Genomic DNA, 26,323 nt, shown 5'->3' on the forward strand with positions numbered 1-26,323 from the left:
GAACGGAAGCAACATCCGCACGGTCCAGGAGCTTCTGGGGCATACCTGCGTCGAGACGACCATGATCTACCTGCATGTGATGGAGGACGAAAAGGATCAGACGCTGAGCCCGCTGGACGCGCTTTAAAATAAGTTATAAGCTTTGTGGGGAACCACCCCGGATTCTGAGGACAGGGGGACAGTTGGTAGACTTGGGCTGACAATCGCTTGAGGGGATTTTTATCCGCCATTTTGGCGAATCCTGAAAGTAGATAAGTCTTTGATTGATTTACTGGCTTTTGTTTTTGGCTTCTAACCCATCTTTTGAGAATCATCCGTCTGACGAGCGGATGCGACGCAAGTGTTTCCCAATGGTCATACGTCTGGCGGGCGGATGCGACAGGCTGTAGTGCTGCGCCTGCTACCAGCTCCGCGCCGGTGCGGCGCGGAGGGTCTCAAAGCGTGACGGGTCGACTTCGCGAACGAAGCGGCTGGGGTTGAGGCGCATGACCTGGTTGCCCTGATTGTTGAGCATCGGATAGGTGAGGTAGAGTTCTTCCTTGGCCCGGGTGACGGCCACGTAGAAGAGGCGGCGCTCTTCTTCGAGATCGCCCTCGTCGATAGTGCGTTTGAGCGGGAAGGTGCCGTCGGCCAGGCCGATGACGAAGACGACGGGAAACTCCAGCCCCTTGGCCTGGTGGATCGTAGTGAGGCGGAGGCAATTCTTCAGGTCCTCCGGGCTGCGCTCGTTGCTCTCCGAGGCGAGTAGCACGAGCTGGGCGAGCAGTTCCTCCATGGTGTCGTAGCGGGCGGCGAAGGCCACGAGGCTCTGCAGGTCGTCGGCCCGCTCGGTCCAGTTTGGGTAGATCTCGCGGATGTAGCTGCTGTACCAGCCGTCGAGGGCCAACTGCACCAGGTCCTGCGGGGCCTGCTCGCTGAGGGCGTGGACCAGCTCGCGGATGGTCTCGGCCAGCGAGGGCCATTCTTCCCTTGCATCGGCCGGGACTTTCTTAAGCACGTCCTCCGAGCAGAGCACGTCGACAAAATTCTGCTCCAGCTTTTCCGCTCGTTCGCGGATGAACTTGTGGAGCTTTTCCGCCGTTTTGGGGCCGACCTTGGGCAGGAGGGTGGTGAAGCGGGCGAAGGCGGAAACGTCGGCCGGGTTGGAGGCGAAGCGCAGCTGGGCGGTGAAGTCCTTGATGTGGGCCTGCTCGAAGAAACGCACCCCGCTGGTGATTTGGTAGTCGATATTGCGGCGGGTGAGCTCCATCTGAAGGTCCATGGCCTGGTAGTGGGCGCGGTAGAGCACGGCGACGTCCGACAGGTCGCGGCCTTCCTCGACCAGCCCTTCCAGGCGCTGGATGATGAACTGGGCCTGGCCGCGGGCATCCATCAAAGGCACGAAGTAGGGCTTTTCGCCGGAGTCGTTGACCGCACGGAGTTCTTTATTGTAGCCGAGTCCGGCCGGTTGGGCGCGCAGCACATCATTGGCAAAGCTAAGTATCTCGGGAGAGCTGCGGTAGTTGGTCTCGATCTTGTGCAGCTCCGCGCCTTCGTGGCGCTCGCTGAAGCGCATAATGTTGTCGAAGTTGGCCCCGCGCCAGGTGTAGATGCACTGGGCGTCGTCGCCGACGGCCATCACCTGGTGGTGGGCGGCGAGGGTATCCACGATCTCGGACTGCAGGCGGTTGGTATCCTGAAACTCGTCGACCAGGATGTGCTTGAAACGGTCCTGATACTGTCGGGCTACCTCCGGATGTTCGCGGAAGAGTTTGAGCAGGTATTCCAGCAGGTCGTCGTAGTCCACCACCTGCTGCTCCAATTTCGCCTTCTGGTAGTCCTGGTGGAAGCCGGCGATCTTGTCGGCCATGCCGTCGAGAAAGGGGTAGCGGTCGGCGGCCTCATCGTGGACCGAGCCGCAGGTGTTGCGGGCGTAGCTGATCAGGTTGTGAAGGACCTTGGGCTTGGGGTTGTTCTTGGTTTTGATGAACTTGGCGTCGCGGGCCTGGATGGCGGTTTTGAGGATACTTTCCGCCTCGCTCTCGTCGAGAATGGTGTAGTGGCGCTTCAGGCCGATGAGCTCCCCGTGCTGGCGCAGGATACGCTGGGCGATGCTGTGGAAGGTGCCGCCCCAGAGGTAGCGGCGGGGTATGCCGGTCAGGTCCTCCACTCGCTCCAGCATCTCGCGGGCTGCCTTGTTGGTAAAGGTGAGCAGCAGGATTTCGTTGGGTTGCACGCCTTGATGGAGCAGATAGGCCACGCGGTAGGTGAGGGTGCGCGTCTTGCCCGAGCCCGCACCGGCCAGCACGAGTGCGGGCCCCGGTTCAGCGGTAACGGCGGCGTATTGCTCGTCGTTGAGTTCGGCGCGGAAATCGATCGGTGGGAGTGGTGAAAGCACGGGTGGGTGGTTAAGTGGTAGGTCGTTGAGTGGTTGATCCGCCTTCGCCCTGTCGGGGCTACGGCGTGACGTGGTGGTGGGTGGTGAGTTGCGGGATGCGGGATACGTGATACGGGATATGGGAGTGGGGCAAATTCTTAATTATAATCTTACTCATAATCCTTTGGCTGTGGGCTGTGATTTGGGATTGGGATTAGGATTAAGAGTAAGATTAAGTTTACGATTAAGATTAGGATGAAGCAGAGGGGATTGGGGTAAGAGAGGGGTTGCGGTTTATGCCAGCTTGGTTTCCCTCGGGGGGATGCAGATTATTCCTTCCGAGATGTTACCGGGTCGAGATGAGGCCGCGCTTCGCCGCTTTTTGGAGGGTTGTAAGGAGGCGGCGGTGACGAAGGGGCATTTTCAGATCGCGAGTATTTCCCTGGAGGTGAAGCACATCGCGCCTCTGGCGGTGCTGCAATCCATCTACGAGCCCGAGGAACTCCACTTTTACATTGAGCGCCCGGCCGACGACGAGGCCATTGCCGGAGCCGAAGCGGTGGTGCAGGCCCGCTTCGATGGCCCGGGCCGGTTCCAACAGGTGCAGGCCTTCGCAGACGATGTTTTGGAAAACACCATCGTGGTGGGTGACTTGAGTGAGGCCTTTACCGGTCCGCATTTTTTTACCGCCTTCAGTTTTGAAGACAGTGTTGCCGAGGGGGGCGAGTTTCCGGCGGCTACGGTCTTTCTGCCCCGCTGGCAGGTGTCCCGTTCCAAAGGGAAGTACGGTGCGGTGGCGAATCTGAAGATCGATGCCGGGACCAATCTCGACGAGGCAGTGGCCCGCGTCTGGGGCGCCTATCAGAAGTTCGGGGCCTTTGACTACGGAAATGATCCGGCCAATGACAAGCCCCCGGAGCAACCGGAGCCGTGTTCGCGCCGGGAGTTGGCGCCGGGCGTCTTTGAGGGGGCCGTCAAGCAGGCTCTCGAATCGATCCGAGAGGGAGAGTTTGAAAAGATCGTCCTGGCCCGGGGGATCGAGCTGGAGGCAGATGGGCCCTGGCAGCCGCTGGATGCGCTCAACCGCTTGCGCGAGCGTTTCGGGTCCTGTTTCACATTTTCCTACGGTGGCGGATCCGGGCGCAGCTTTATCGGGGCCACGCCTGAGCGGCTTCTCCAGATTCGTGACGGGCAGCTACTGACCGAGGCGATTGCGGGCTCTGCCCCGCGTGGGCGCAACGCCGGCGAGGATGCCGCATGCGCACGGGGCCTCCTCGACAGTGAAAAAGACCTCCGCGAGCATGCCTGTGTGCGTGACTCCATCCTGCGGCGTCTAGAGCAAGTGGGGATTGAGGGCATCGCCGACGCAAGCCCCCGCATTCTGCCCCTGGCCAACGTGCAGCACTTGCATACACCCATCCATGCGGAAGTGGGCGAATCGGTGCATTTGCTGGAGGTGCTGAGTGAACTGCATCCCACACCGGCGGTGGGCGGGACGCCGAGAGAGGCAGCGGTGCCACGGATTCGCGAACTTGAACAAATGGACCGCGGGCTCTATGCCGGGGTGGTCGGTTGGTTCAACCACCTGAATGAAGGCGAGATGGTGGTGGGGATTCGCTCCGCTTTGATCGATGGCAAGCGGGCCAAACTCTACGCCGGTGCCGGGATCGTGGAAGGCTCGGATGCGGAGAAAGAAGCCCGGGAAACCGAACTGAAACTGAATGCCCTGTTGGATACACTTTGAACTCGTTGGCGTCCCGTTTTTAGGCAGTGGCCCAACCCTGGAAAAGAAGGACCGGCTGAAGGCGGTACGCTAACGTGAGAGCCTGGCGGGGATCATGTGGAAATTTGCTATCGCATTGGACTGGTAGAGGCCTAACGTCGCGAATCTATCAACTACTGATTACGCTAACTTATGATACGGAGATTGGGCAGCCTTGCACTCGGGACGGTTCACGAGCTTGGAGAGATCAGCCTTTTTGGGCTGTCCTCCCTGGCCGGTTTCGGTTCCCAGCGCCATCGCATGGCGAAACTGGTTACGGCGATTCATGAGATTGGCGTTCGCTGCACGCCTATTGTGGCCACAGTCGGTCTGTTCACGGGTTTGGTGATGGGCCTGCAACTCTATTACACTCTGGTCCAGTTTGGTGCCGAGTCCGCGCTGGGGACTGCAGTGGCCCTCTCGCTGATTCGTGAGTTGGGGCCAGTCCTGACGGCCTTGATGATCGTGGGGCAGGCGGGTTCGGCGATGGCTTCGGAGCTAGGTATTCAGAGGAATGACGAGCAAATCGATGCGCTGCAGACCATGAGTATCGACCCGAAAGGCTACCTCGTCGGGCCGCGACTGGTCGCTGCACTGATCTGTTATCCGATTCTTACCGCCATATTTGATTTGATTGGAATTCTAGGCGGTTACCTGACCGGCTCGGTATTGCTAAGTGTCGATCCTGGGGTGTATTGGGCACGTGTTTTTGAGAGTGTGACGTGGGCCGATGTTCGAGGAGGGTTCGTGAAGGCGATCGTCTTCGGCCTGCTGACCATCGCCATCTGCGCCTACCGGGGGTTTAATACTCACCGGAAGGCTTCATTCCCGGGGGTGCGGGGCGTCAGTGAATCGGCAACACGCGCCGTCGTCTGGTCGAGCGTAAGCGTGCTTGCTGCAGACTATTTGATCACTTCATTTCTACTCTAAATGGATGCAAATCTAAGTATACGCGGCCTTAAGAAACACTTCGGGGATAAGAAAGTGCTGGATGGGCTGGATCTGGATGTTCGGGAAGCTTCGGTCACCACGGTGATCGGGAAAAGCGGTATCGGTAAATCGGTCCTCTTGAAATGTATCGCTCATTTGCTGGAGCCGGACGGTGGCACGATCGAGCTTAACGGCAAGCCGATCAGTAAGGCCCACCGCCCCGGCCAGGATGGGTCCTTGTTCTTCAGCTACATGTTTCAGAACAATGCGCTCTTCGATTCCCTGAGTGCTTTCGATAATATCGCACTGCCGCTGCGTGAATCGACGGGCCTTTCCAATAAGGCGATACGGGAGCGGGTTGACCGTATGCTGGAACAGGTGGAACTGACTGAAGCATCGGACCGCTACCCCGGCGAATTGTCCGGTGGCATGAAGAAGCGGGTTGCTTTGGCGCGCGCCCTGATTACGAACCCGCAGGTGGTTCTCTTTGACGAACCGACAACCGGACTGGATCCGGAACGTAAATACACGGTCTTTGAAATGATCGCGGATTATCGTGAGCGTTTCGGCTTTACCGCATTACTCGTGAGCCATGATATTCCTGAAGTGTTCGGTATCAGTGATCAGGTCGCCTGGCTGGACGAAGGCGTGATTAAATTCTACGGTCCGCCCAATGAACTGGACGACGAGGCCGAGTCTGCACTTGCTGGATTTTTGAATAAGGCTAACCATGGAAAATCGATCCGTTAGTCCACCGAATTTATTATGAATAATCGAACCATAGAATTTTTCGTCGGTTGCTTCGTTCTCGTCGGGCTGTTGGCTGTTTTTTATCTGGCGTTGCAGGTGGGCGGCGCGCGTTTTTTTGGAAGTGACAGTTACGAGTTGCAGGCACGCTTCAGCAGTATCAGCGGCGTGAATACCGGCAGCCGGATTGAAATTGCAGGCGTCCCCGTAGGCACGGTTAAAAAGATTACCTTGAACGACAACTATCATGCCATCGCGACCCTGGAACTGCCGAATCATATTCAACTGGATGACGACACCATCGCATCGGTTAGAACGTCTGGTCTGATTGGAGACCGTTTTATTGAATTATCGCCCGGAACTTCAGGAGAAAGGTTGGTAGAAGGTGGCACGATCGTTTTAACGGAGACTGCGTTTAGTTTAGAGAATGCATTAGCGAATTTTGGAGGTGGTGCGGCTCGTTCTATTGGAGTGGACAGCTACGAGTTGAAGGCACGTTTCTCGAGTATCAACGGCATCCAATCCGGGAGTTCGGTTCAGGTGGGCGGAGTGCAGGTCGGCTCGGTTATAGACGTCGAGTTGAATGATAACTTTTATGCCATCGTGACGCTGGAACTTCCCGAATCTCTTGAGCTTGATGATGACACGATTGCTTCCGTGAAAACAGCCGGCCTGATTGGCGGCCGTTTTATCGAGCTTTCCCCGGGAGGCTCAGGCTTTGCTTTGGAGCCGGGTGATATGATTGTCGACACCGAGTCCGCACTGGATATCGAAAATTTAATCAGTAAATTTGCCCTCGGCGGCATCGACAAAGAGGAAAATTAACACTTACTGTACAGTGTGATGAAAAAATTTCTTTATGGTTTCGTTTTGGTATGCCTTGTCGCGGGGACGACGGCACAGGCCGGTCAGTCCGAGTTGGAGAAACTTCGCGGTACGATCGACGCCGCTCTGGATGTGATTTACTGTGATTCCAACAGTGAATTGTCCAAAGAGGAGAAACAGGCAAAGGTCCGGTCCGTTCTTGAGGATAAGTATGAACTCGACGTCATCATCCGGAGAGCCATCGGCCGCAACTGGCGTGAACTGAATAGTGAGCAGCAAGTTGAGGTTCTTGAATTGGTCAAGACACTCATTGTTAAGGCATATGTCAACTGGATGGAGGGTAAGGCCCGCCCAGAGGTCGAACTCGGAGAGGTGGTTCTAATTACGGACAAGCGTATGGAGATTCCCAGCAAGGTGCACCTGGAAGACCAAACAGTCACCATGCTTTACCGCTTGGGCAAGATGAAGAGCGGGTGGCAGGTCTACGATGTCGTAGCGGAGGATATCAGTGTTGTCTCGAATTACCGTCAGCAAATTGATGATCATTTTCGTAAAGGCGATGCGGAAGGATTGATCGCTAAACTAAACGAACTGCTAACCAAGGATGAGATTGATGAGAACCTTACCATTTAATATTACGGCCACTGTGTTGTTGGCCTTATTCGCGCCGCTCAGCACATGGGGAGAAGGGGACTACCTGAGTGAAGCGGACCTCTATGGAGAGGAATTGGAGAACAATATCGAGGTTAGTGACCCGCTGGAGGCGATCAACCGGTACACATTTAAGTTCAACGATTTCGTCTACCTCAATCTGATCGAGCCACTGGCGGATGGTTATCAGGCTATAACCCCTGATCCTGTCGAGGAAGGTGCTAGTAATTTTTTCGATAATTTGAAGTATCCTGTCCGTTTGGCGGGCAATTTACTCCAGGGCCGCCTTAAAGGGGCTTGGGTTGAAAGCGGGCGCTTCGCGATCAACTCCACTGTTGGTGTCCTTGGCGTTGCCACCCCTGCTGATCACGTGAAAGGCTTTGAGCCGATTCCAAAAGAGGACATTGGGCAGGCATTGGGAAGCTGGGGCTTGGGCGAAGGTCCATATTTGGTCATTCCGCTGCTCGGGCCATCCAACTTACGCGATTTTGGGGGTTACATGGGTGACCGAGCTGTGAATCCTCTCGATGAGCCCTTCAGTCTCATTGACGATTGGAACTGGGAGTGGCGCCTGGCGTTGACCGCAACGGAAATTACGGTGATCAGCCCGGATTTGCTCCAGCGCTATAAACAGCTCAAGGGCTCGGCTATTGATCCTTACAGCTCGCTGAAGAACGGATATACTCAGATGCGGCGGGCAGCGATTGAAGAGTAATATCGTCCTGTGATTTTCTGATGAATCGAGAACGTTCGCGGGAGCGTTTGCCCTCCATGCTTCGTCAAAATGATGCAGGTCAGTGCGGGCCGATTACGTGTCATGAAGCATAAAGTAGCGTTGGAAATTCTCACTAACCTGTGCGGCCAGACTGGGCAAAGGCTGGCCGCGTAGCTCTGCAATCGCCTGATATGCCGCCCGGATGTTTCCCGGATGACAAAGGTCGGGTTCCTCCATCGCAAATTCCCGATGCTCTTCCGGCGGCAGGAAATTAGGGGCGTCCGTCTCGATCAATAAACGATCGTCCGGGACCTGTTGGATCAGTTCCGGTGCTTTTTTGGCATTGGGTTTCAGCTGGCCGGCATTGAATGAAAAGTGGGCCCCCAGGTCCAGTAGAGGCTTCATGGTTTCGACGGGGCCGCTGTAAGCGTGGAGTTTAAACCCGCGTTCCGGCAGCTTCATGGAGCGAAGTGTCTTTAACAGAGGCTCGTGCGCCTTGAGGCAATGAATCGAAGTGGGTAGGTTGCGTTCAGCAGCCAGTGACATTTGCCAGATGAAGGCTTTCTGTTGTCGCTTGATGTCGTGCCCGTCGATCCACTGATCCAGCCCGATCTCGCCGATCACCTTGATCCCCCGTTCCAGGAATTCAATAAGCAGGGCCTGCCAGGTCTCGGACGCGCGATTCACCTCCCAGGGGTGTAGGCCCACTGCGGGGATGAAGCGATTATCTTTCTGGGACATTTCAACCACCGCAGGCCAGTCTTTCGGTGAGGTGCCGATAATGATGGCCTTGTCCAAATTGATACCTTGGTAGCTGTCCAGCACTTCCGGCAGCGAATGCTTGAAACGCTCATCCGCAAGGTGCACATGCGCGTCGTATAGGGGGTGTGGCATCATCTTAGCCATACGTTTGTTGCCACTTCAGCCGAAGATAAAGCGACAAACCTGTCGCTCTCACTTTGCGGCCATGCAGGATTTGGCAAATCGTTGAATAGATTCCACAATTCGGCTCAGGCCGTTTCGGCGGTTGGGCGACAAGTGTTGGGTGATCCCGACCTCACCAAGGAACTCGGCGTCGGTTTCCACGATGTCCTCGGGCTTTGACTCGCTATAAAAATCACAGAGCAGGGAGGCGATGCCTTTGACGATCGCCGAGTCGGATTCGGACTTATAGTAGCAGAAACCGTCTTTAAACTCAGGCACCACCCAGAGTTGTGACATGCAGCCTTCGATCTTAAAGCTGTCGATACGCAGGTCCTCCGGGAGCCCTTCCGCGTTCTTGCCGCGTTCGACGATGTGCCCGAGGCGCTCATAGGCATCCGGGATCAAGGTGATTTCCTCAATGAGAGCGGCTTTCTTGTCTTCGAGTGTCATAATCCAATTTATTTCTAATCTAGGACTTGGGGATTAGAAGTCAAAAAAGCCCGGCGGGAAATCCCGCCGGGCCTTGCCAAATAGGTTGCTGGCCCGATTAAGACTTCAGCGTGCCGGCGTAAATCGCGTTGTCGCCCAGTTCTTCTTCAATGCGAAGGAGCTGGTTGTACTTTGCGATGCGGTCGGAGCGGCTCATGGAACCGGTCTTGATTTGACCGGCGTTGGTCGCCACGGCGATATCGGCGATGGTGGTGTCTTCGGTTTCACCGGAGCGGTGGGAGACTACGGAGTTGTAACCGTGTACTTTGCCAAGTTCGATCGCCTCGAGTGTTTCCGTCAGGGAGCCGATTTGGTTCACCTTGATCAGGATGGAGTTGGCCACGCCGAGATCGATGCCCTTTTGCAGGAATTCGACGTTGGTCACGAAGAGGTCATCACCAACGAGTTGAACCTTGTCGCCGATCTTGTCGGTCAGTGCCTTCCAGCCGTCCCAATCGTTTTCGTCGCATCCGTCTTCGATCGAGTCGATGGGATACTTTTCGCAGAGCTCTGCCAGATAGGCGGCTTGTTCTTCGGAGTTACGCTTCGCACCGCCTTCGCCTTCGAACTTGCTGTAGTCGTAAACTCCGTCGCTGAAGAACTCGGAAGAAGCACAGTCGAGAGCGAAGGTGATGTCCTTGCCCACCTTATAACCGGCGGCTTCAACAGCCTTGCTCAGTGTGTCCAGCGCATCTTCGGTGCCTTCGAAAGTGGGGGCAAAGCCGCCTTCGTCACCGACGGCTGTGCTGAGGCCGCGATCCTTAAGTACCTTCTTGAGGCTATGGAAGCATTCGGCGCCCATGCGGATGGCTTCCTTGAAGGAAGGCGCCCCGACGGGACGAATCATGAACTCCTGGAATGCGATCGGCGCGTCGGAGTGGGAACCGCCGTTGATGACATTCATCATCGGTACGGGCAGAACCTTGGCGTTCGGGCCGCCGAGATACTTGTAAAGAGGTAGACCGCTAACCTGGGCTGCTGCCTTGGCCACGGCGAGTGATACGCCGAGCACCGCATTGGCGCCGAGTTTGCCCTTGTTCTTGGTGCCGTCGATTTCGAGCATGGCTTTGTCGACTTCGAGCTGGTCGCATGCGTCAAAGCCCACGAGTTCGGGAGCGATCAGCGTATCCACGTTTTCGACGGCCTTCTGGACACCCTTACCGAGGTAACGGTCCTTGTCGCCATCGCGAAGTTCAACGGCTTCGTGCTCACCGGTGGAGGCGCCCGAAGGAACTGCTGCCCGTCCGATGATGCCGCATTCGAGTTCAACGTCGACTTCGACGGTAGGATTGCCGCGTGAATCGATGATCTCGCGTGCACGGATGTCTATAATTGTAGAGCTCATTTTTAAGCGTTTCTTTTTCTAATGTGTAGGACTAGATGCTCCAGCCAGTTGCAGGAGCGGCCCACTGTTGTGCAGCCCATTGGCGAACTGTCAATGATTCCTGCGCTTTCCCGGGACTCTCATTCGGCCGGGGTTGAGCTGTTTCAGGACTGTAAACCGAAGTTTATCGGTACGAATGATGTGCGCCCACGCTCCTCGACCTCAGTCGGATGAACGTTCAACCGTCATGTCGCTTCTTATTTGACCCTTGCCATAAAAGACCTGGAAAGCTGAATCTTATCCACTCCAACGTTAAAAGAATAGTAAATGACTCGATACATGCGGATTGAGCCTTTTCTGCGGTTACGAGCTACGACAGTAAGATAGTTACACTAGATTCATGGAAATTCATGTTTTAACTCAGGATGCCGTCTCAAGAGAGCGGCTGGTCGCTTTGCTGGCGGAGATGGAGTTGGTGTGTATTATTCATGAGGAAGTCGAGCCACTCCTACGTGCGGTTAAGAAATTAAACAAGAGTGACGTGGTCTTATACGACCTGAGCCTGGAAGACCGCCTGTGGGCTTTTGAGCGCCTTTACACCAGTTGCCGCCGCACAAACCTCGTTGGCTTCGAGCAGTTGACGAAAGAGACTTCGGAAGGTGGGCAACACTGTATCGACGGGATGGGACATTATCTGCTGCTGCCCCAGAATCTTGACCGTGCCAAGGCGCGCATGCAGGAAGTCCTCAAGGGGGTGGCGCGGGCCGCAGCACCTAAGAAGCGCAAGCCCAAGTCCCGTAAAAAATCGAAGCCGCAGGCCGAAGCGAAGTCGCTGACCGATCCTTCGGTCAAAGAAAAACATGAAGCACGGCCGGAGACTTGCCTGACTACGGCGCGCTATCTTCAGGCGCAAAGTGTGGCCATGCAGACTTTTTTGACCGAGCTGGATGAAGCGGTAGCTGGTGCACAGGTGGTGCTTATCGACGGCGAGGACGGGGCGGAGTTCGAGATGGTGGCGCGTGAGCTCAATTACCACGCCAATGGTGACATCTACCCACTTCTTGTTATGGACCCCATGCATCTGGACTTTGATGAGCTGCGCGATTTTGAGAAAGCCGCCGCGGCCAAGGACGAGGTTCATAACTGCTATGTCGGCTTGAGTGCGGAGTTGAATCGCAGTTCGGCCAACGCTCTCTCCGAATGTTTGGATGATCTGCGCTCGCTCGAGAGTCCGCACCTGCGAATCGTTATCAGCCATGTGCTCGACTCGGAGACCTATTTTAGTGAAACGACCGGCCCGATGATGCGGAGTTTGCGTGAGCATGCCGCGACGCTCGAATTGCCTGCCTTGTCGGAACGTGCGGATGACATTCCGCTCATTGCACAAAGAATATTCAGTTCGCTGCGTATCGCACATCCTTTTTTACGCGCTCGGACGCTTTCGCGGGACGCGATTCAATATCTCCAGGCAGAGTGCCAGGAATTCGATTACTCGCGGATCGTGCGGGTCTTGCGCAATGCTATGGCCCTGGGCGAGAGTGAGATACTCACGGAGAAGGAGCTCAAGAATCTCGACGATGACAGCCCGACGACGCAGCACCTCATCGAGAGCCTGGCGGACGAAAAGTACTTTACTACGGAAAGTTCGGGTGTCGCCTAGCTCTCGACCTTGAAGTCGTCGACCGACCAAGTGGGTGCGCCGGCTTCGGTGGCCAGTTCGTTAAATGCATCGATTTCCGCCTTGGTGAAGAGGAGTCCGCCTGCCTTGACAACGCGCTCGGCCCAGCGGGCTTCGAGCTGTCCGGGGAGCAGGCAATTCTCATTGCCGTGGCCGAGAATGTCGTCGATCACCGCCTTGACATTGCCAGCCTGGTCGCGGCCCTTGGCGAAAGCGCCGCCGCTGATCGCATCCGGATGAATCACCTGAAAATAGAACGCAGGGGTGCGTTTCTCACCTTCCGGAATCTCGCGGCTGCGAAGTGTGGGGAGGCTGCCGCCTATGAAGGCCCCGACAATTTCATTGATGAGTGAGAGGCCGTAGCCCTTGTGGGCACCGAAAGTGGTCAGTGCGGCCACCTCGTTGGCATCGGTGGTCATATTGCCGTCCTTGTCCACCGCGGCGTTGGGGGGTAGTGGCGTGCCTTCGCGTAAAAACTGCTGTACCCGGCCCATGGCAATGACGGAGGTGGCCCAGTCGATCACGATCGGGAAGCCGACCGCATCAGTGGTAGGGAAGCCCCAGCTGTGAGGATTTGTTCCGAGTGTCGGGTATTTACCCATGAAGGGGACGACTTCTGCCAGCGCGGCAGTACAGTTGGTGTAGGCGATATAGCCGCGCTTGGCCGCTTCCATGACGTAGCCGCCGCCCCAGAGATAGTGGAAGGCATTGTCGACGGAGATTTGACCGATCCCGTATTTGTCGGCCAGGGCGATGCATTCGTCGATCGCTTCGTAGGCGGTGGCCTGCCCGAGTTTCTTGTTGGCATTCCAGACCTGGCTGGCTTCAAACCTGGAATCCAGCTTTTCGATTTGGGCGTCCGGTACGCAGCCATCTGCGGCACTGCCGAAGAGATGATCGAGGTGCAGCGCCTTGATCGCATTATGGGTGCGGATGCCGTGGTGGGCGGCGAAATCGGAAAAGCGCGCCGCTTGCGCCGCCTCCTCGGCATTGTATCCGCGGTGCTGATACGCAGCTTTAACGAGTTCGTTGTGTTGTTCGGCAGGGACGATGTAGAATGTTTCGGACATGGTTGGTGGGTGGTTCCGCCTTCGCCCTTTCGGGTCTACGGCGTGACTTGTGAGTCGTTGATTTGTGGGAGGTGCTCGGCGTCCTCTTGGGGCTTCCGCCTTCATAACGGTACGCCGGACAAGACGGTGTGACTTGGTGGTGGGTGGTTGAGTGAGAATGTTCCTACTCTTAATCTTGATCTTTATCTTAGTTTTTTCGTTGGGATTAAGATGAAGAGTATGATTATGATTAAGACTGAATCAGGGCTTCCGGCGGCGGCACGTCATTCACCTGGGCCAGCGGCTTTTGCCCTTTGAGAAGCAGAACCAGATTCTCCGTGGCCATGCCGGCCTGGCGCTGGACGCTTTCGTAGGTGCGGGAGCCCACGTGCGGGGTGATGATACAGTTTTTGGCTCCGAGCAGCGGATGATCGGCGGGAGGTGGTTCCTGGTCGAGCACGTCGGCGCCATAGCCGCCGAGCTTGCCGCTCTCCAGGGCGGCGGCGATGTCGCTGGTGTGGGTCAATTCGCCCCGGCCGCAATTGATCAGTGTGGCACCATCCTTCATGTTTTTGATGCTCGCCTCGCAGATCATGTCGCGGGTTTCTTCCGTCAGGTTGGTGTGGAGGGAAACAATGTCGCTCTCGCGGAGAAGTTGAGTGACACCGTCCATGCGCTCGACCTTGTGTTGCTCGGCGAAATCATTCGGCCAGTAGAGGTCGTAGCCGATGCATTTCATGCCAAAGGCATTGGCGCGGATGGCGACCTCGCGCCCGATACGGCCGAGGCCGATAATGCCGATGGTCTTCCCCATGATTTCGTGGCCGGTCATGCGCTTCCACTCTCCGGCAGCGGCGGCGTTGGCCTGCTCGATCAGGTTTTTGTTCAGCGCCAGGAGAAGAGTGAAAACATGCTCGGCCACCGTCGTATGATTTACGCCCGGGCAAAAGCTGACGGGGATTTGCTTCTCGGTGGCGTAAGCGACGTCGATCTTGTCCACGCCGATACCATATTTGGCGATTACCTTCAGCTTGGGCAGCGACTTGTCGATGACGGCTTGCGTGATCTCGTCGTCGCCGCAGAGAAAGGCGTCGAAATCGCCGGCGAGTTCCAGCATGCGCGATTCGGGTAGCGGGCCGCGCTCGCGGACGATCTCAGCACCGGTGCTATCGAGCAACTCGTGGTGCGGGCCGGGTGTGTCTTGATACGAGGTGGTGGTTAATAGAATTTTCATGAAAAATCAGTTCTTCAGTTTTCGGTTGGCCGGTAGTCGGTTTTTTATTTTGGAAAGCCGAAATAACGGTCGGCGTTTTCGTAGCAGATGCCGCTGACGAGATTGTCCAGGAGGGACTTATCGTCGGGGATGAGGCCGGCTTCGACGTCGGTGCCGATGATGTTACAGAGCAAGCGGCGGAAATACTCATGGCGCGGGTAGCTGAGGAAGCTGCGTGAATCCGTCAGCATGCCGACGAACTGACTGAGCAGGCCGACGCTGGAGAGTGTTTCGATCTGGGTGCGCATGCCGTCCAGCGTATCCACGTGCCACCAGCCGGAACCGAGCTGCATCTTGCCGGCAGTCTTCCCGTCCTGAAAGCTGCCCATGAGGGTGGCGAAGGGGTAGAGCATCGTCGGGTTGACGTGGTAGAAGATGCATTTGGGTAAGGCATCCTCGCTGGCGAGGCTATCCAGTAGTGCGATCGTTTTGCGGGCGATCGGTTCATCGAGCATGGAGTCGAAGCCGGCGTCAGGGCCGAGCTTTTTCGACAAGCGGGAGTTGTTGTTACGAATCGGTCCAATATGGAACTGCATCGTCCATCCTTTTTCCGCGTTCCAGCGGCCGACTTGCTGGAGAATGTACGTCATCCATTGCTCGGATTCGTCTGCACTGGGCGCGTCGCCGTTGCGCAGCTTCTTGAAGATCGCGGCTGCCTCCGAGTCGCTGCAGGGGAGGCAGGGGCAGCTTTCCAAACCGTGGTCGGTGAGGCGGCAGCCGTGTTCATGGAAAAAGTCATGCCGCTGTTTCAGCGCGTCGATTAAGTCCGCGGCAGAATCGAGCTTTTTTTCTGAGACGTCTCCGAGCTTATCCGTCCATGCATTCCATGCATCCAAATCCGTGGTGATCATGGCCTTGTCCGGTCGGTAAGTGGGGCACATTTTGGTGGGATGCCCACTCTTGGCAAAGGCGGCATGGTGCTCCAGCGAGTCAGCCGGATCATCCGTGGTGCCCACCACACGCACGTCGAACTGCTTCAAAATTTTCTGCGTCGTGAAGTCCGATTCGGCGAGCTTCGCATTGGTTAGCTCCCAGATTTCCTCGGCGGTGTCCGGACCAAGCACGAGATCACAATCAAAGCAGCGCTTCAGTTCGAGGTGCGTCCAGTGATGGAGAGGGTTACGCAAGGTCTGGGGAACGGTGCGGGCCCAGGCGAGGAATTTGTCTTTCGGCTCGGCATCGCCGGTCACGAGTTCTTCGGATTCGCCCGCGGCGCGCATCGCCCGCCATTTGTAGTGGTCGCCGCCCAGCCAGATGTCGGTGATGCTTTTGAACCCGACGTCGCCCGCGACCTCTTCCGGTGGCAGGTGACAGTGATAGTCGATGATCGGTTGTTCAGCCGCGACCTCGTGGTAGAGCCGCTGGGCCGTCTTGTTGGGAAGAAGAAAGTCGGAATGTAGATATTTCATAAATGAAATCAGTTATTCAGTTATCAGTTCGTCGGTTGCCAGTTTGCTAGTTTTCAGTTCTTAAAGTTAGCTTTCAGAAACAGGTCACTGGTAGACTGGTAACCGGTAAACGGCAAAGCTGTGCTTTGCTCAGATCGTCATCGAGGCATAGCCGCCGTCGACCACGAGTTCGGCACCGTTCATGAAACTGCTGGCATCGGAAGCGAGCAGGAGGGTGGCGCCAATGAGTTCATGCGCTTCGCCGAAGCGATTCGCCGGGGTATGGCCCATGATGCTGGCCACGCGCTCGGGTGTGAGCACCTTCTTATTCTGCTCGGCGGGAAAGAAGCCCGGGACGATGGTGTTAACCCGTACCTTCGACTCGGCCCACTCGCGGGCCAGATTCTTGGACAGGTTATGCACCGCCGCCTTGGTGGCGGAATAAGTGAATACCCGGGAGAGAGGGATGATGCCGCTCATGGAGCCGATGTTGATGATACTGCCACCTTCGCCCCGATCGACGAGGTATTTGCCAAAGACCTGCGCGGCAAAGAGTACAGCTTTCAAATTTGTGGCGATAATCCGGTCGAATTCCTCTTCCTCGATCTCAAAGACCGGTGTGGGGGAGTTGACGCCGGCTCCATTGATGAGGATGTCGACCTTGCCGGATTCTTTCAGCACTTTGTCGAGAAGTTCCTGATTGGAGGCCTTTGAGTTGATGTCGACTTTTTCGAAGTAGGCCTTGCCGCCGGCGTCTTCGATTTTCTTCAGGCGGGCAGCGGCTTTTTCCTCACTGCGGCCGACGAGCACGGTTTCGGCACCGGCTGCGGCGAGACCTTCGGCCATCGCACCACAGAGTTCGCCGGTGCCGCCGATAACGACGGCAACTTTGCCTTCAAGTGAGAATAAAGATTGGAGATATTCAGGAGGTGTCATGATTCCTAGAATAGCAGGTTTCGCCATTTCAATAAATAGATTGCTCCTGCATAAGTTTGCATTATTTCATTATTTCGTGACTGCTCTCAACAAAGCGCCCGGCCTGGACTTTGATTCGCTCCAGTTGGTGGATCGCCCGTGGTTTCCTTACCTCTGTACGGAGATTGACTTCTGGCAGTGGAAAACAGCGGGGGAGGATCATTTTAATTTCTGGTTGGCTTTGGCGGGGGACGGGTATCTCAGTTGTGACGGTCAGGCCTTTCGCATCCAGCCGGGTAGTTTTTTTGTCTTTTCTCCACACCAGAGTATCAGTGCGGCGCACTATTCCGGCCCCAGGATTACACGTTTCTCGGCGCACTTTTTCCCGTTGCGAAACGGAGAGCGGCTCCAGCAAATTGAAGGCCTGCCGCATCTTGGGGGTGTGGTGGATTCCCTGGCATCGGCCAAGCGGCAGATCGACCTGATTATGCGGGTCGCCTTACGTCGGGAAGATGACGCTGTGCTCGCCCGGAAACTTTATGAGTTTATCCTTCAGGTAACAGGTGGCAGGACCTGTGATGCGCTCAGTCCGGCGGTGAGCGAGGCCTTGCGTGTTTTTCGGGAAGACCCGGCATCGGTTCAATCCATCCATGAGTTTGCCCGGAGCATGGGCATCTCACGTTCGCATTTCGACCGGGAGTTTACCGCGCAAATCGGCCAGCCTCCGCGCCAGTTCCTCATCAATTGTAAGATTATCGAGGCACGCCGCTATCTGGAAAGCAGTTCGCTCCGAGTCGGTGAGATCGCCGAGGCACTTGGCTACAAGGATATCTATTTTTTCAGCCGTCAGTTTAAACAGCTGGTGGGCCTCTCGCCAGTCCACTATCGCCGGGGACTCCAGGTTTAAAATAGGATTGCCGGAGTGGAGGCCTGATCCTTCGGGAAGCATGAGAGCATCAAGTAAAACCCTGTAGCCCTGTTCGTGAGAACGGGGATCGATGCGGTGCGAGGTCCTTCTCAATTCGGAAAGAAGGGTAGGCAAAATAATTAAACCTTCTGCAAAATTGCTACTATACCAGGTGCCACTATGCCTGGATAAAACAAAACATGAGTAGCAGCAGGCCCAAACCAAAGCCCATCACAGTTAAGCTGTCCTGCTGAATCCCCGGCTTGGCAACTGAGAGTGAAGGGCATGACCGGCAGTATGAAACATCGAATTTGCTGGTTTCTTCGACTAATTCCTGTGTGGCAATTGCCTGGCTGTGGGCACTGCCGCCCCCGAAGCAAAAACGATGACCGGTATATTCACGGCCGCCTACGAAGTACCGGTATTTTAAACGGATCTTAGCTGAAGTTCCGCCACCATTTTGCCCGCCGTGGTGGCGCGTTTCGATCCGGCTGAATATGACTTCTGCTTTCACGCTGGGCCAACTTCGGCTTAGATAGCCGAGCGCAACCCGGTAGGCCCCAAAAATGAAAATAGCCGAAGCAATCGCATAAAATATAAATGCGGGATCCATATAGTCTTCTCCGCTTAGGCATTTATTTAATTGAATGCAAAAACTTCTTTTGCGGCTCTGGAATGCTCTGCGAATGATGAAGCGTTAAGAGAGGAATTCTGTGGTCTAATCCCGTGCGCCCTGCCGGCAAGCTGGCAAGTAGAAGTTGACAAGCCAGTCACTGCTGCCGTCAATCGCCTCATGAGCGACAATAAGCCTGTCATCCTAACCTGTGCACAGCCCACCGGCGTCCTGACGATCGGTAATTACCTCGGTGCGGTCAAAAATTGGGCCACGATGCTGGATGACTACGACTGTTACTTCGGGGTGGTGGACCAGCATGCGATTACGGTGAAGTATACCCCCGCCGAATTGCGGAAGAATACGCTTTCCTGCGTGGCTCAATACATCGCCTGCGGTCTCGATCCGGAGCGCTCGAATATTTTCATTCAGTCGCACGTGACCGGGCACACCGAGCTGGCCTGGGTGCTCAGCTGCATCACCCCGATTGGGGACCTCCAGCGCATGACGCAATTTAAGGAAAAAGCGGCCAAGCTGGGATTCAAAGTGGCCGAAGGGGATGGAGCCGACCTGAAGTTTTCGCATGAAGGGGCTCGTGCCCAGGCCTCGGTCAACTCCGGGCTGTTGATGTATCCGGTTCTGATGGCGGCGGATATCCTGCTCTACAACGCCGATGCTGTGCCGGTTGGCAACGACCAGCGTCAGCACCTCGAGCTTTGCCGTGATTTGGCTCAACGTTTCAACCATAACTACTCCGAGACTTTTACCATCCCTGAGCCTTTTATCCCCGCCTCCGGGGCCCGGATCATGTCGCTGCAGGACCCGGATCGTAAAATGTCCAAGAGCGACGAGAATCAAAACGCCACACTTTACATTCTGGACGACCCAAAGGTCCTGCAGAAAAAGATCATGAGCGCGGTGACCGACTCCGGTAGTGAGATCAAGGCTGCCGACGATAAGCCCGGTGTCTCCAATCTCCTGCAGATCTATGCCGCTTCCTCCGGGCGCGAGATCGCTGATATCGAAGCATCGCTGGCTGGCGAGGGCTACGGCACCTTGAAGAAGGAGGTGGCCGATGCCGTGATCGCCATGCTCGAACCGGTGCAGGCCAGGTATAAAGAACTGATTGCCGACAAGGCCTATCTAGAAGGTGTGCTCAAGGCCGGAGCCGGCGTGGCTCAGAAACGGGCTTACAAGATCCTCTCCAAGGTCTATCGAAAAGCAGGTTTCGTGGAGCGGCCACGTTAGGCTACATCGAAAAGAGAGTTGATTGCTGTTGGATGAGTGGTTTGACTGTGTCCCCGAACAGCGTACAGCCCCTTTTGCATGCATCCTGACGACGACCCGCAAACAACGCTCAGTAAGTGGCCCTTCATACTCGGGGACGTCTTGCTTGTCGCTACCGCTCTCTCCATTGCGGTTCTCGGTGGCTGGCAACTCACGAACTGGCAGGTTGGGGCCTGTGTTGCCGCAGTGGCCCTGGGGGCAGGGCTCTTCGTTCTGCCTTACGTGGTGGAGTTTAAGGTGCGGGTGCGCGAAGAGCGTGAAGACCGCGAGGCGGATCTGCGTATTTTACAGAAACATATCCTGAATGCAGAACAGGAAATCAGTGGGCTGGATGCCCGGATGCGTGGTCTGGAGGATTCGGTCTCCCAGGCTGGGGGCCCCAATGCCGCGCTGACGGAAGTCATCGACCAAAAAATAAAGCAACTGGAGGAAGACCGCAGGGCCCAGGAGAAAGTTGTGCAGGACTTACAGGAGGAGTTTAAAGCCTTGCCCAAGGAAGTGCCGCCCGCATTCGACCCGGAAGTGCTGGAGCCGATTGAAAAACGCCTGGCCGCGCTTGAGGCGAAACCGAAGCCGGAACCCGCACCCAAAGCCGTTGGGCCAGCACCGGTCGAAACGGGCCCGAAACAAGCGGAACCGGCTCCCTCGACCGGGAAGACAACACCGCCAGCCAAGCCGGAAAAGACCGTGGCTCAAATCGAGCGCCCCAAGCGCTCCGCCCGTGAGCGGCATGGTCCCGAGGAAGCTCGGCTTCTGCAGCGTGCGATTACTGATAAGGGGGATAATTCTTCGGCGGCGGTCAGCCGGATCATCGAGTCCAAGGCGAAAGAGCAAGCGGCCAAACCGTCTCCCGAGGCAAAGGCACCGGAGCCCGTTGTCGAAGAGCCCGAGCCCGAGGTCGAGGAAAAGGAAGCGGAGCAGGATTCCCCTCCATCCGAGACGCCGGAAGCCACCGAAGGGAAGGTCCCTGCCGAAGAAAAGGCCAGTTCCACCGAAGAGGAAGCACGGCCCGAAAAGGAGAATGTCGAAAACAGGCAAGTTCCGGACGAAACCCACAAGGCTCCCGAAGCTGGAAGTGCGGGCATGCTCTTTGACGAGGAGAAAATCACTTCGCCTGTTACCCGAACGAAAGCCAAAAAGAATGATGCTGTGCTGACTGCCTCCGTTTTTATCGGAATCGGGAACAAGCCCTACTTGCGCGGCAGTGGAGGAGGCCTGAATTGGGACAAAGGTGTCGTGATGGAATTTCAGGAAATTGGCAAATGGCGTTGGGTGGCTCCTTCGGATCTGGACGCTGCGATTGACGTTCAAATCTACCGGAATGACGAGGATCCCGACAAATCCGGGAAATATACGGTCGAGCCTGGTCAGAAACTAGAGGTTTCCCCGGTCTTTTGATACGTTCTTGCCTTTTGTCAGCGTCCGACACATCAAGAAAACAGATGAGCGAGAAAGACTATCCTGAGTTGCCCCTCAGTTTTGAGGAATTGTTAGCCAACTTTCCGGATGCGGTGGTCGTTCATAGTATGGATAACCGGATCCTGTATTGGAATCGTTTTGCCGAGAGTCTTTACGGATGGTCTGCGGAAGAGATTATGGGTCGGTCGATCGAGCGGATCTTTTATCTCGATAGCCAACATCGGAAAGTCGCGGTGGCTGAGTTGCGCGACAAAGGGAGTTGGTCCGGTGAGCTCCGCCAAATCGATCGTGAGGGGCACGAACACTTAATCGATGCCCGCCAACAGCTGTATCGCGACAGCGCGGGCGAGGCGCTTGCCGTGCTTTCTTTCAACCGCGACATCACTCAGGAAAAGAAACAGGCCGATGCCGCGGCACGGGCGCATCATATTCAGTCGTCGAGTTTGCTGGCCGGTGGAATCGCCCATGAGTTAAATAATGCACTCGCTCCCATCATGCTTTCATCCGCCATGCTCAAGCGGACGGTGGCCGATGATAAATCGAAGGGTATGGTGGCCATGATCGAAAAATGCGCGACCAAAGGGGCGGATTTGATCACCGATCTTCTCGCCTTCGAGCGTGGAAAAGGCGGGGGCAACGAAGTCATACGCAAGACCCAGATCCTTCGTGCGATTCAACGGGCCAAGGTAGCCGTGGTGCCGGAGAATGTGGATCTGAACGTCCACATGGCCGAAGACCTTTGGGAGTTTCGCGGTGAGGCCGCTGAACTAAACGAGGCTTATCAGCACATCATGCAAAATGCCTGCGAGGCGATGCCGGATGGCGGCACGCTCTCGATTGAAGTGGCGAATTGCCGCTGCGATGAAAACTTTGCCAATCTCGCCCCCGAAGCCGAAGTCGGCGCTTACGTCAGTATCGCTTTCAAGGATACCGGTTTCGGTATTGATGAGAACATCATTAAACGCGTCGCCGAACCTTTTTTCACCACCAAAGAGCCCAAGCAGGGCTTTGGCTTCGGCCTCTCCAATACCCAGGCGATCGTCAAGGGACACAAGGGGTTCATGGTGCTCGAAAGTAATAGGGGCACCGGCACCACACTGACGCTCTACATACCCGCCGATGCGCAGGATCAGGATGGCGGCGAGGGTGTATCAATAGTGGAAGATCGCAGTTCGGGGAACGGACGTCTTGTTTTGGTGGCCGATGACGAGCTCTTTATCCGTGAGACGATTAAACGAACTTTGGAAGACCGTGGTTATCGTGTGCTAACGGCTCAGGACGGAACCGAGGCACTGGCCGTGTATGCGGCCAACCAAACTGAGATCGACATGGTCGTCACCAATGTGGAGATGCCATTCATGGATGGCCCGGCGCTTTGCCGCGCGCTCAAGAAGCTTAACCCTGATGTGCGCATACTGGTGTCGAGTGGACACAAGCAGCGGGAAAAAGTACAGGAGATCAAGGCCTGTGGGGTGGAGCAGTTTTTGGCCAAGCCCTACACCGCCGATCAACTGGCGGATCGTATCAAAACACTCATCGAGGAATAAAAAGGATAGGCTTCAGTCCCCAAACTTTGGTGTAGACCCCAAAAAGCTCCGATTATTCATCGAAGCATGGTACCCAGAGTGGGCCTCGAACCCACACTCCCGAAGGAACCAGATTTTGAGTCTAGCGCGTCTGCCAATTCCGCCATCTGGGCATGTCAACACTACGACGAATGGACGTCTTGAGCGTGATTGCAAGATTTTGTGTTATTCTGGTTTCCTGAATGTGACATTTTGCCCGTTGATTTCCTTACGCAGATGTATTTTCTCTGTAGTGTGACGTTATGAATATTCTTTTCATAGAGGATGAGAAAGATCTTCAAGCTAGCGCTGTGGCGCAGTTGGAATTGAAAGGGCATATAGTCTATCCTACCTTTGATCTGGAGGAGTCGCGGGCCATCTTGTCGGACCAGAGCATCAGGATCGACTTGATTATCAGTGATCATCGTTTGCCGGACGGTCTCGGTATACAGTTTGTTCTGGAGATACGTGACCAGTTCCCGGAGTGCAAAACCGTGATTGTCTCGGGCTGCTTGACGCCCAAAGACATTGAGACCCTGGAAGAAAACGACATCCCATACTACAAAAAACCTCTCCTATACGCTCGGGTGATCGAGGAGATGCGTGACAAGCCTTTGGATTCGGCACCCGTGCATGTGGCCCCGGAACCCGAGCCTGAGTTGCCCGCCGGGCCTGAGCCGGAGCCGGAAGTTTCTGAGAAGAAAAAAGTCTTTGGATTTTGGCCTTTCCGTTAGGTACTATGATGCCTCTTCGGAGTCAGTTCGGTATTCAGCTGTCAATTCGGGCGCTCTAATGACAAGGCATCGACTGAGCGTGGCCCTCCATCTCGTCGTAGGTGCGACGGCACCGAGATGAAGTCGAACGCTTTGGAATTGCCCACACAAAAAATCTGCCCGGGCCGGAGCCAGCGGGCAGATTTCGAAATTTTGAAACACTCGACGATGCGTGACTAGCACATCGTGAGTGGCGCTTAGCCCTTGTAGATCTTTAGCAGAGCGTCGGCGATCTCGGAAGGATTGCGGGCGATGGAGACGCCGGCATCTTCCATGGCGGCAAATTTCGCTTCGGCTGTGCCGGCACCGGATGCCGACACAATTGCCCCAGCGTGGCCCATGGTCCGGCCTTTGGGCGCGGATGCTCCGGCGATAAAGCCGGCGACCGGCTTTTTCACGTGTTCCTTGATATAGGCACAGGCATCTTCCTCGGCGCTGCCACCGATCTCACCGATCATGATGATGGCGTCGGTATCCGGATCTTCGTTAAACATCCGAATGGCATCGGTCTGCGAGGTGCCGTTGATGGGATCGCCGCCGATACCGATGCAAGTGGATTGGCCGTGGCCTTTTTGTGTCAACTGCCAGACCGCTTCATAAGTCAGGGTACCGGAGCGGGAGACGACACCGACACGGCCGGGCTTGTGGATGTAGCCGGGCATGATGCCGATCTTGCACTCGCCCGGCGTGATGATGCCGGGGCAGTTCGGGCCGATCAGGCGTGTTTTGGTGTTGTGAAAATAGAGGCGGCGGCGCACCTCGGCCATATCGCGGACAGGAACGCCCTCGGTAATGCAGATGACGAGCGGCACTTCCGCTTCAATTGCTTCCAGAATCGAGTCGGCGGCGAAGGCCGGCGGCACATAAATCACGGATACGTTGGCGCCGTGCTCTTCGACGGCTTCGGCCACAGTGTTACAGACGGGGACTTTATCTTCCCACATTTGACCGCCCTTGCCGGGGGTCACACCTGCGACGACGTTGGTGCCGTATTCGATGCATTGCTTCGTGTGAAAGGTGCCGGTTTTACCGGTGATCCCTTGAACGACGAGACGCGTGTCTTTGTTTACGAGAATACTCATTGGATGTGATTGCTGAAGTTTCGGTTCGCAGGATTTAGTTCTGGACTTGTTTGACGATGAGCTCGGCGGCTTCGACGAGGCTGTCGGCCGGAGTCAGCGCAACATCGCTTTCGCGGAGCAGCTTTTTGCCCTCTTCGACGTTGGTACCTTCGAGCCGAACGACGAGCGGCACTTGAATGTCGACGTTCTTGGCCGCCGCAATGATCCCGCGGGCGATGACGTCACACTTCATAATACCACCGAAGATGTTGACCAGAATGCCCTTCACGTTGGGATCGGAGAGGATGATTTTAAAGGCCGCCGTGACCTGATCCTCGTTGGCACCGCCGCCGACATCGAGGAAGTTGGCGGGTTCACCACCGAAGCTCTTGATGATGTCCATAGTCGCCATGGCAAGACCGGCCCCGTTCACCATGCAGGCGATGTTACCATCCAGCGCGATGTAGGCGAGGTGGTGCTTGGAGGCTTCCACTTCCTTGGGGTCCTCTTCATTGAGGTCGCGTAGCTGTTGGATGTCCGGGTGCTGGAAGATAGAGTTGCTGTCAAAAGAGACTTTGGCATCCAGCGCAAAGATGTCGCCAGCCGGAGTGCTGATGAGCGGATTGATCTCCACCAGCATGGCGTTCTTCTCCCAGTAAAGCTTGTAGAGTCCGGTAAGAATGCGGGCAAACTGCTTGACCTGATCGCCGCTGAAGCCGAGCTCAAAAGCGACACGGCGGCAGTGGTGGTGGCGGAGGCCCATGGTTGGGGAGATCGGCACGCGGATGATCTTCTCCGGACTTTTCTCGGCCACGTCTTCGATATCCATGCCGCCTTCGGTCGAGGCGATGATGACGGACTGGGCCGTTTCCCGGTCGAGCACGATGGCAAGGTAGTATTCGTGCGCGATGTCGCAGGCTTCGGTGAAATAGATGGTCTGCACCTTGCGGCCTTCAGGGCCGGTTTGCTTGGTCACCAAAGTGTTATCCAACATGTGGTTGGCAGCATCCAGGGCGGCCGCGCGGCCTTGGCAGAGCTTCACGCCCCCCTCATAGCCGTCGGTGAAGGTGCCCTTGCCCCGGCCCCCCGCATGGATTTGGGCCTTCACGACGATAGTGTCATCGTCGCCCAGGTGGGAAAGTGCGGTTTCGACTTCGCGTGATGTCTGGGCAGCGTAGCCCTTTGGCACGGGGACTCCATAGTCCTTCAGAAGTCGTTTTGCTTGATACTCGTGGATGTTCATTGCTGATAATTTACGGTTTTTGACACGAAAGTGAGGTTCAATGCCAACGACTTGCGCGAGGTGCAACCTCTTTCAGTCCGGATTTTTGGAATTATCCTCGAGGCGCGACTTGCCCCGTGAGACCCATCTTTAAAGCAAGCACCCCTGTAAAATAAAAAAAGGGACAGGCTAATAATACTTGACTACGACTTCAATTTGAGCGATTTCCTTTTCTTAGCATGCGAACCCGAAGGCTAAAAGTACTTGGCAGCGATGCGACCTATCACTGTATGACCAGAACGGTGAATGGGGAGCGTCTGTTCGGGGACCGCGAGAAGGAGATCCTGCGGAAGATGATCTGGCAGGTGGCGGATTTCTGCGGGGTCGAGGTGTTGACCTACTGCGTGATGGCGAATCACTTTCATGTCCTTTTGCGGGTTCCGGATGCTT

24 protein-coding genes and 1 tRNA gene are annotated in these 26,323 nt (G+C 56.0%); 13 read left to right on the forward strand and 12 right to left on the reverse strand.

The genetic code is table 11. From position 1 onward, the window contains the following. Positions 1–400 precede the first annotated feature (400 nt). Complete coding sequence (locus DDZ13_RS14660) at positions 401–2,377, reverse strand: ATP-dependent helicase (RefSeq protein ID WP_110132214.1); 1,977 nt, start codon at positions 2,375–2,377, stop codon at positions 401–403. 301 nt (positions 2,378–2,678) lie between these two features. On the opposite strand from DDZ13_RS14660, the gene DDZ13_RS14665 reads away from it, so the two are divergent. The 6 genes from DDZ13_RS14665 (at position 2,679) to DDZ13_RS14690 (ending at position 7,986) form a co-directional block, all read left to right on the forward strand. After that, positions 2,679–4,100 carry an isochorismate synthase gene (locus DDZ13_RS14665; protein WP_110132215.1) on the forward strand — a complete coding sequence of 474 codons (1,422 nt, stop codon included), beginning with the start codon at positions 2,679–2,681 and terminating at the stop codon, positions 4,098–4,100. A 171-nt stretch (positions 4,101–4,271) separates the two neighbouring features. After that, positions 4,272–5,048, forward strand: coding sequence for an MlaE family ABC transporter permease (locus DDZ13_RS14670; protein WP_110132216.1), 777 nt, complete (start codon positions 4,272–4,274; stop codon positions 5,046–5,048). Beyond that, on the forward strand, positions 5,049–5,798 hold the full coding sequence (locus tag DDZ13_RS14675) for an ABC transporter ATP-binding protein (RefSeq protein WP_110132217.1): 750 nt from the start codon (positions 5,049–5,051) through the stop codon (positions 5,796–5,798). A gap of 15 nt (positions 5,799–5,813) precedes the next feature. Then, positions 5,814–6,620: an outer membrane lipid asymmetry maintenance protein MlaD gene (gene mlaD / locus DDZ13_RS15560; protein ID WP_158279943.1), complete on the forward strand. Its 807-nt coding sequence runs from the start codon at positions 5,814–5,816 to the stop codon at positions 6,618–6,620. Between the two features lie 18 nt (positions 6,621–6,638). Continuing rightward, positions 6,639–7,253, forward strand: a complete 615-nt coding sequence (locus tag DDZ13_RS14685; RefSeq protein WP_110132218.1) for an MlaC/ttg2D family ABC transporter substrate-binding protein — start codon at positions 6,639–6,641, stop codon at positions 7,251–7,253. Further along, positions 7,234–7,986: an MlaA family lipoprotein gene (locus DDZ13_RS14690; RefSeq protein WP_158279944.1), complete on the forward strand. Its 753-nt coding sequence runs from the start codon at positions 7,234–7,236 to the stop codon at positions 7,984–7,986. Before DDZ13_RS14685 ends, DDZ13_RS14690 begins: the two co-directional genes overlap by 20 nt. Before the next feature lie 93 nt (positions 7,987–8,079). Here the strand turns inward: DDZ13_RS14690 and DDZ13_RS14695 are convergent, their stop codons facing one another. The 3 genes from DDZ13_RS14695 to eno form a co-directional block, all read right to left on the reverse strand. Next, positions 8,080–8,883 carry a TatD family hydrolase gene (locus DDZ13_RS14695; protein WP_158279945.1) on the reverse strand — a complete coding sequence of 268 codons (804 nt, stop codon included), beginning with the start codon at positions 8,881–8,883 and terminating at the stop codon, positions 8,080–8,082. 57 nt (positions 8,884–8,940) lie between these two features. Further along, positions 8,941–9,360 carry a SufE family protein gene (locus DDZ13_RS14700; RefSeq protein WP_110132221.1) on the reverse strand — a complete coding sequence of 140 codons (420 nt, stop codon included), beginning with the start codon at positions 9,358–9,360 and terminating at the stop codon, positions 8,941–8,943. A 97-nt stretch (positions 9,361–9,457) separates the two neighbouring features. Then, positions 9,458–10,744 carry a phosphopyruvate hydratase gene (gene eno, locus DDZ13_RS14705; protein ID WP_110132222.1) on the reverse strand — a complete coding sequence of 429 codons (1,287 nt, stop codon included), beginning with the start codon at positions 10,742–10,744 and terminating at the stop codon, positions 9,458–9,460. A gap of 379 nt (positions 10,745–11,123) precedes the next feature. Here eno and DDZ13_RS14710 point away from each other — a divergent pair, with 379 nt between their 5' ends. Further along, complete coding sequence (locus tag DDZ13_RS14710) at positions 11,124–12,383, forward strand: hypothetical protein (protein WP_146209393.1); 1,260 nt, start codon at positions 11,124–11,126, stop codon at positions 12,381–12,383. Here DDZ13_RS14710 and DDZ13_RS14715 read toward each other — a convergent pair. From DDZ13_RS14715 to DDZ13_RS14730, 4 genes are all read right to left on the reverse strand, one after another. Next, a complete protein-coding gene (locus tag DDZ13_RS14715) occupies positions 12,380–13,471 on the reverse strand; it encodes an Ldh family oxidoreductase (RefSeq protein WP_110132224.1) in 1,092 nt (363 codons plus the stop codon). The genes DDZ13_RS14710 and DDZ13_RS14715 overlap by 4 nt on opposite strands. Before the next feature lie 229 nt (positions 13,472–13,700). Continuing rightward, positions 13,701–14,684, reverse strand: a complete 984-nt coding sequence (locus DDZ13_RS14720; protein WP_110132225.1) for a phosphoglycerate dehydrogenase — start codon at positions 14,682–14,684, stop codon at positions 13,701–13,703. A gap of 44 nt (positions 14,685–14,728) precedes the next feature. Continuing rightward, entirely contained in the window at positions 14,729–16,132 is a 1,404-nt protein-coding gene (gene uxaC, locus DDZ13_RS14725) for a glucuronate isomerase (protein WP_110132226.1), read from the reverse strand. A 129-nt stretch (positions 16,133–16,261) separates the two neighbouring features. Continuing rightward, positions 16,262–17,047, reverse strand: coding sequence for an SDR family oxidoreductase (locus tag DDZ13_RS14730; protein WP_110132227.1), 786 nt, complete (start codon positions 17,045–17,047; stop codon positions 16,262–16,264). A gap of 76 nt (positions 17,048–17,123) precedes the next feature. Here DDZ13_RS14730 and DDZ13_RS14735 point away from each other — a divergent pair, with 76 nt between their 5' ends. Then, entirely contained in the window at positions 17,124–17,933 is an 810-nt protein-coding gene (locus DDZ13_RS14735; protein ID WP_158279946.1) for a helix-turn-helix domain-containing protein, read from the forward strand. Between the two features lie 178 nt (positions 17,934–18,111). Here DDZ13_RS14735 and DDZ13_RS14740 read toward each other — a convergent pair whose 3' ends face one another. Continuing rightward, a complete protein-coding gene (locus DDZ13_RS14740; protein ID WP_425486571.1) occupies positions 18,112–18,447 on the reverse strand; it encodes a DUF3592 domain-containing protein in 336 nt (111 codons plus the stop codon). 279 nt (positions 18,448–18,726) lie between these two features. On the opposite strand from DDZ13_RS14740, the gene trpS reads away from it, so the two are divergent. The 3 genes from trpS (at position 18,727) to DDZ13_RS14755 (ending at position 22,799) form a co-directional block, all read left to right on the forward strand. Beyond that, positions 18,727–19,794 carry a tryptophan--tRNA ligase gene (gene trpS, locus DDZ13_RS14745; protein ID WP_110132230.1) on the forward strand — a complete coding sequence of 356 codons (1,068 nt, stop codon included), beginning with the start codon at positions 18,727–18,729 and terminating at the stop codon, positions 19,792–19,794. A 78-nt stretch (positions 19,795–19,872) separates the two neighbouring features. Next, positions 19,873–21,231, forward strand: a complete 1,359-nt coding sequence (locus DDZ13_RS14750; protein ID WP_110132231.1) for a hypothetical protein — start codon at positions 19,873–19,875, stop codon at positions 21,229–21,231. A gap of 44 nt (positions 21,232–21,275) precedes the next feature. After that, on the forward strand, positions 21,276–22,799 hold the full coding sequence (locus DDZ13_RS14755) for a hybrid sensor histidine kinase/response regulator (protein ID WP_110132232.1): 1,524 nt from the start codon (positions 21,276–21,278) through the stop codon (positions 22,797–22,799). A 67-nt stretch (positions 22,800–22,866) separates the two neighbouring features. Here the strand turns inward: DDZ13_RS14755 and DDZ13_RS14760 are convergent. Beyond that, a tRNA-Leu gene (locus tag DDZ13_RS14760) sits at positions 22,867–22,951 on the reverse strand. 129 nt (positions 22,952–23,080) lie between these two features. On the opposite strand from DDZ13_RS14760, the gene DDZ13_RS14765 reads away from it, so the two are divergent. Then, on the forward strand, positions 23,081–23,551 hold the full coding sequence (locus DDZ13_RS14765) for a response regulator (RefSeq protein WP_110132233.1): 471 nt from the start codon (positions 23,081–23,083) through the stop codon (positions 23,549–23,551). Positions 23,552–23,787: 236 nt separating this feature from the next. Here the strand turns inward: DDZ13_RS14765 and sucD are convergent, their stop codons facing one another. Both sucD and sucC read right to left on the reverse strand, forming a co-directional pair. Further along, positions 23,788–24,672, reverse strand: coding sequence for a succinate--CoA ligase subunit alpha (gene sucD, locus DDZ13_RS14770; protein WP_110132234.1), 885 nt, complete (start codon positions 24,670–24,672; stop codon positions 23,788–23,790). A gap of 34 nt (positions 24,673–24,706) precedes the next feature. Further along, a complete protein-coding gene (gene sucC / locus DDZ13_RS14775; RefSeq protein WP_110132235.1) occupies positions 24,707–25,894 on the reverse strand; it encodes an ADP-forming succinate--CoA ligase subunit beta in 1,188 nt (395 codons plus the stop codon). A gap of 218 nt (positions 25,895–26,112) precedes the next feature. Between sucC and DDZ13_RS14780 the strand changes: the two genes are divergently transcribed. Next, the coding region (locus tag DDZ13_RS14780) for a transposase (RefSeq protein ID WP_199221147.1) at positions 26,113–26,323 on the forward strand (211 nt) is incomplete at its 3' end.

This window comes from Coraliomargarita sinensis (assembly GCF_003185655.1).
Classification (GTDB): Bacteria; Verrucomicrobiota; Verrucomicrobiia; order Opitutales; family Coraliomargaritaceae; genus Coraliomargarita_B; species Coraliomargarita_B sinensis.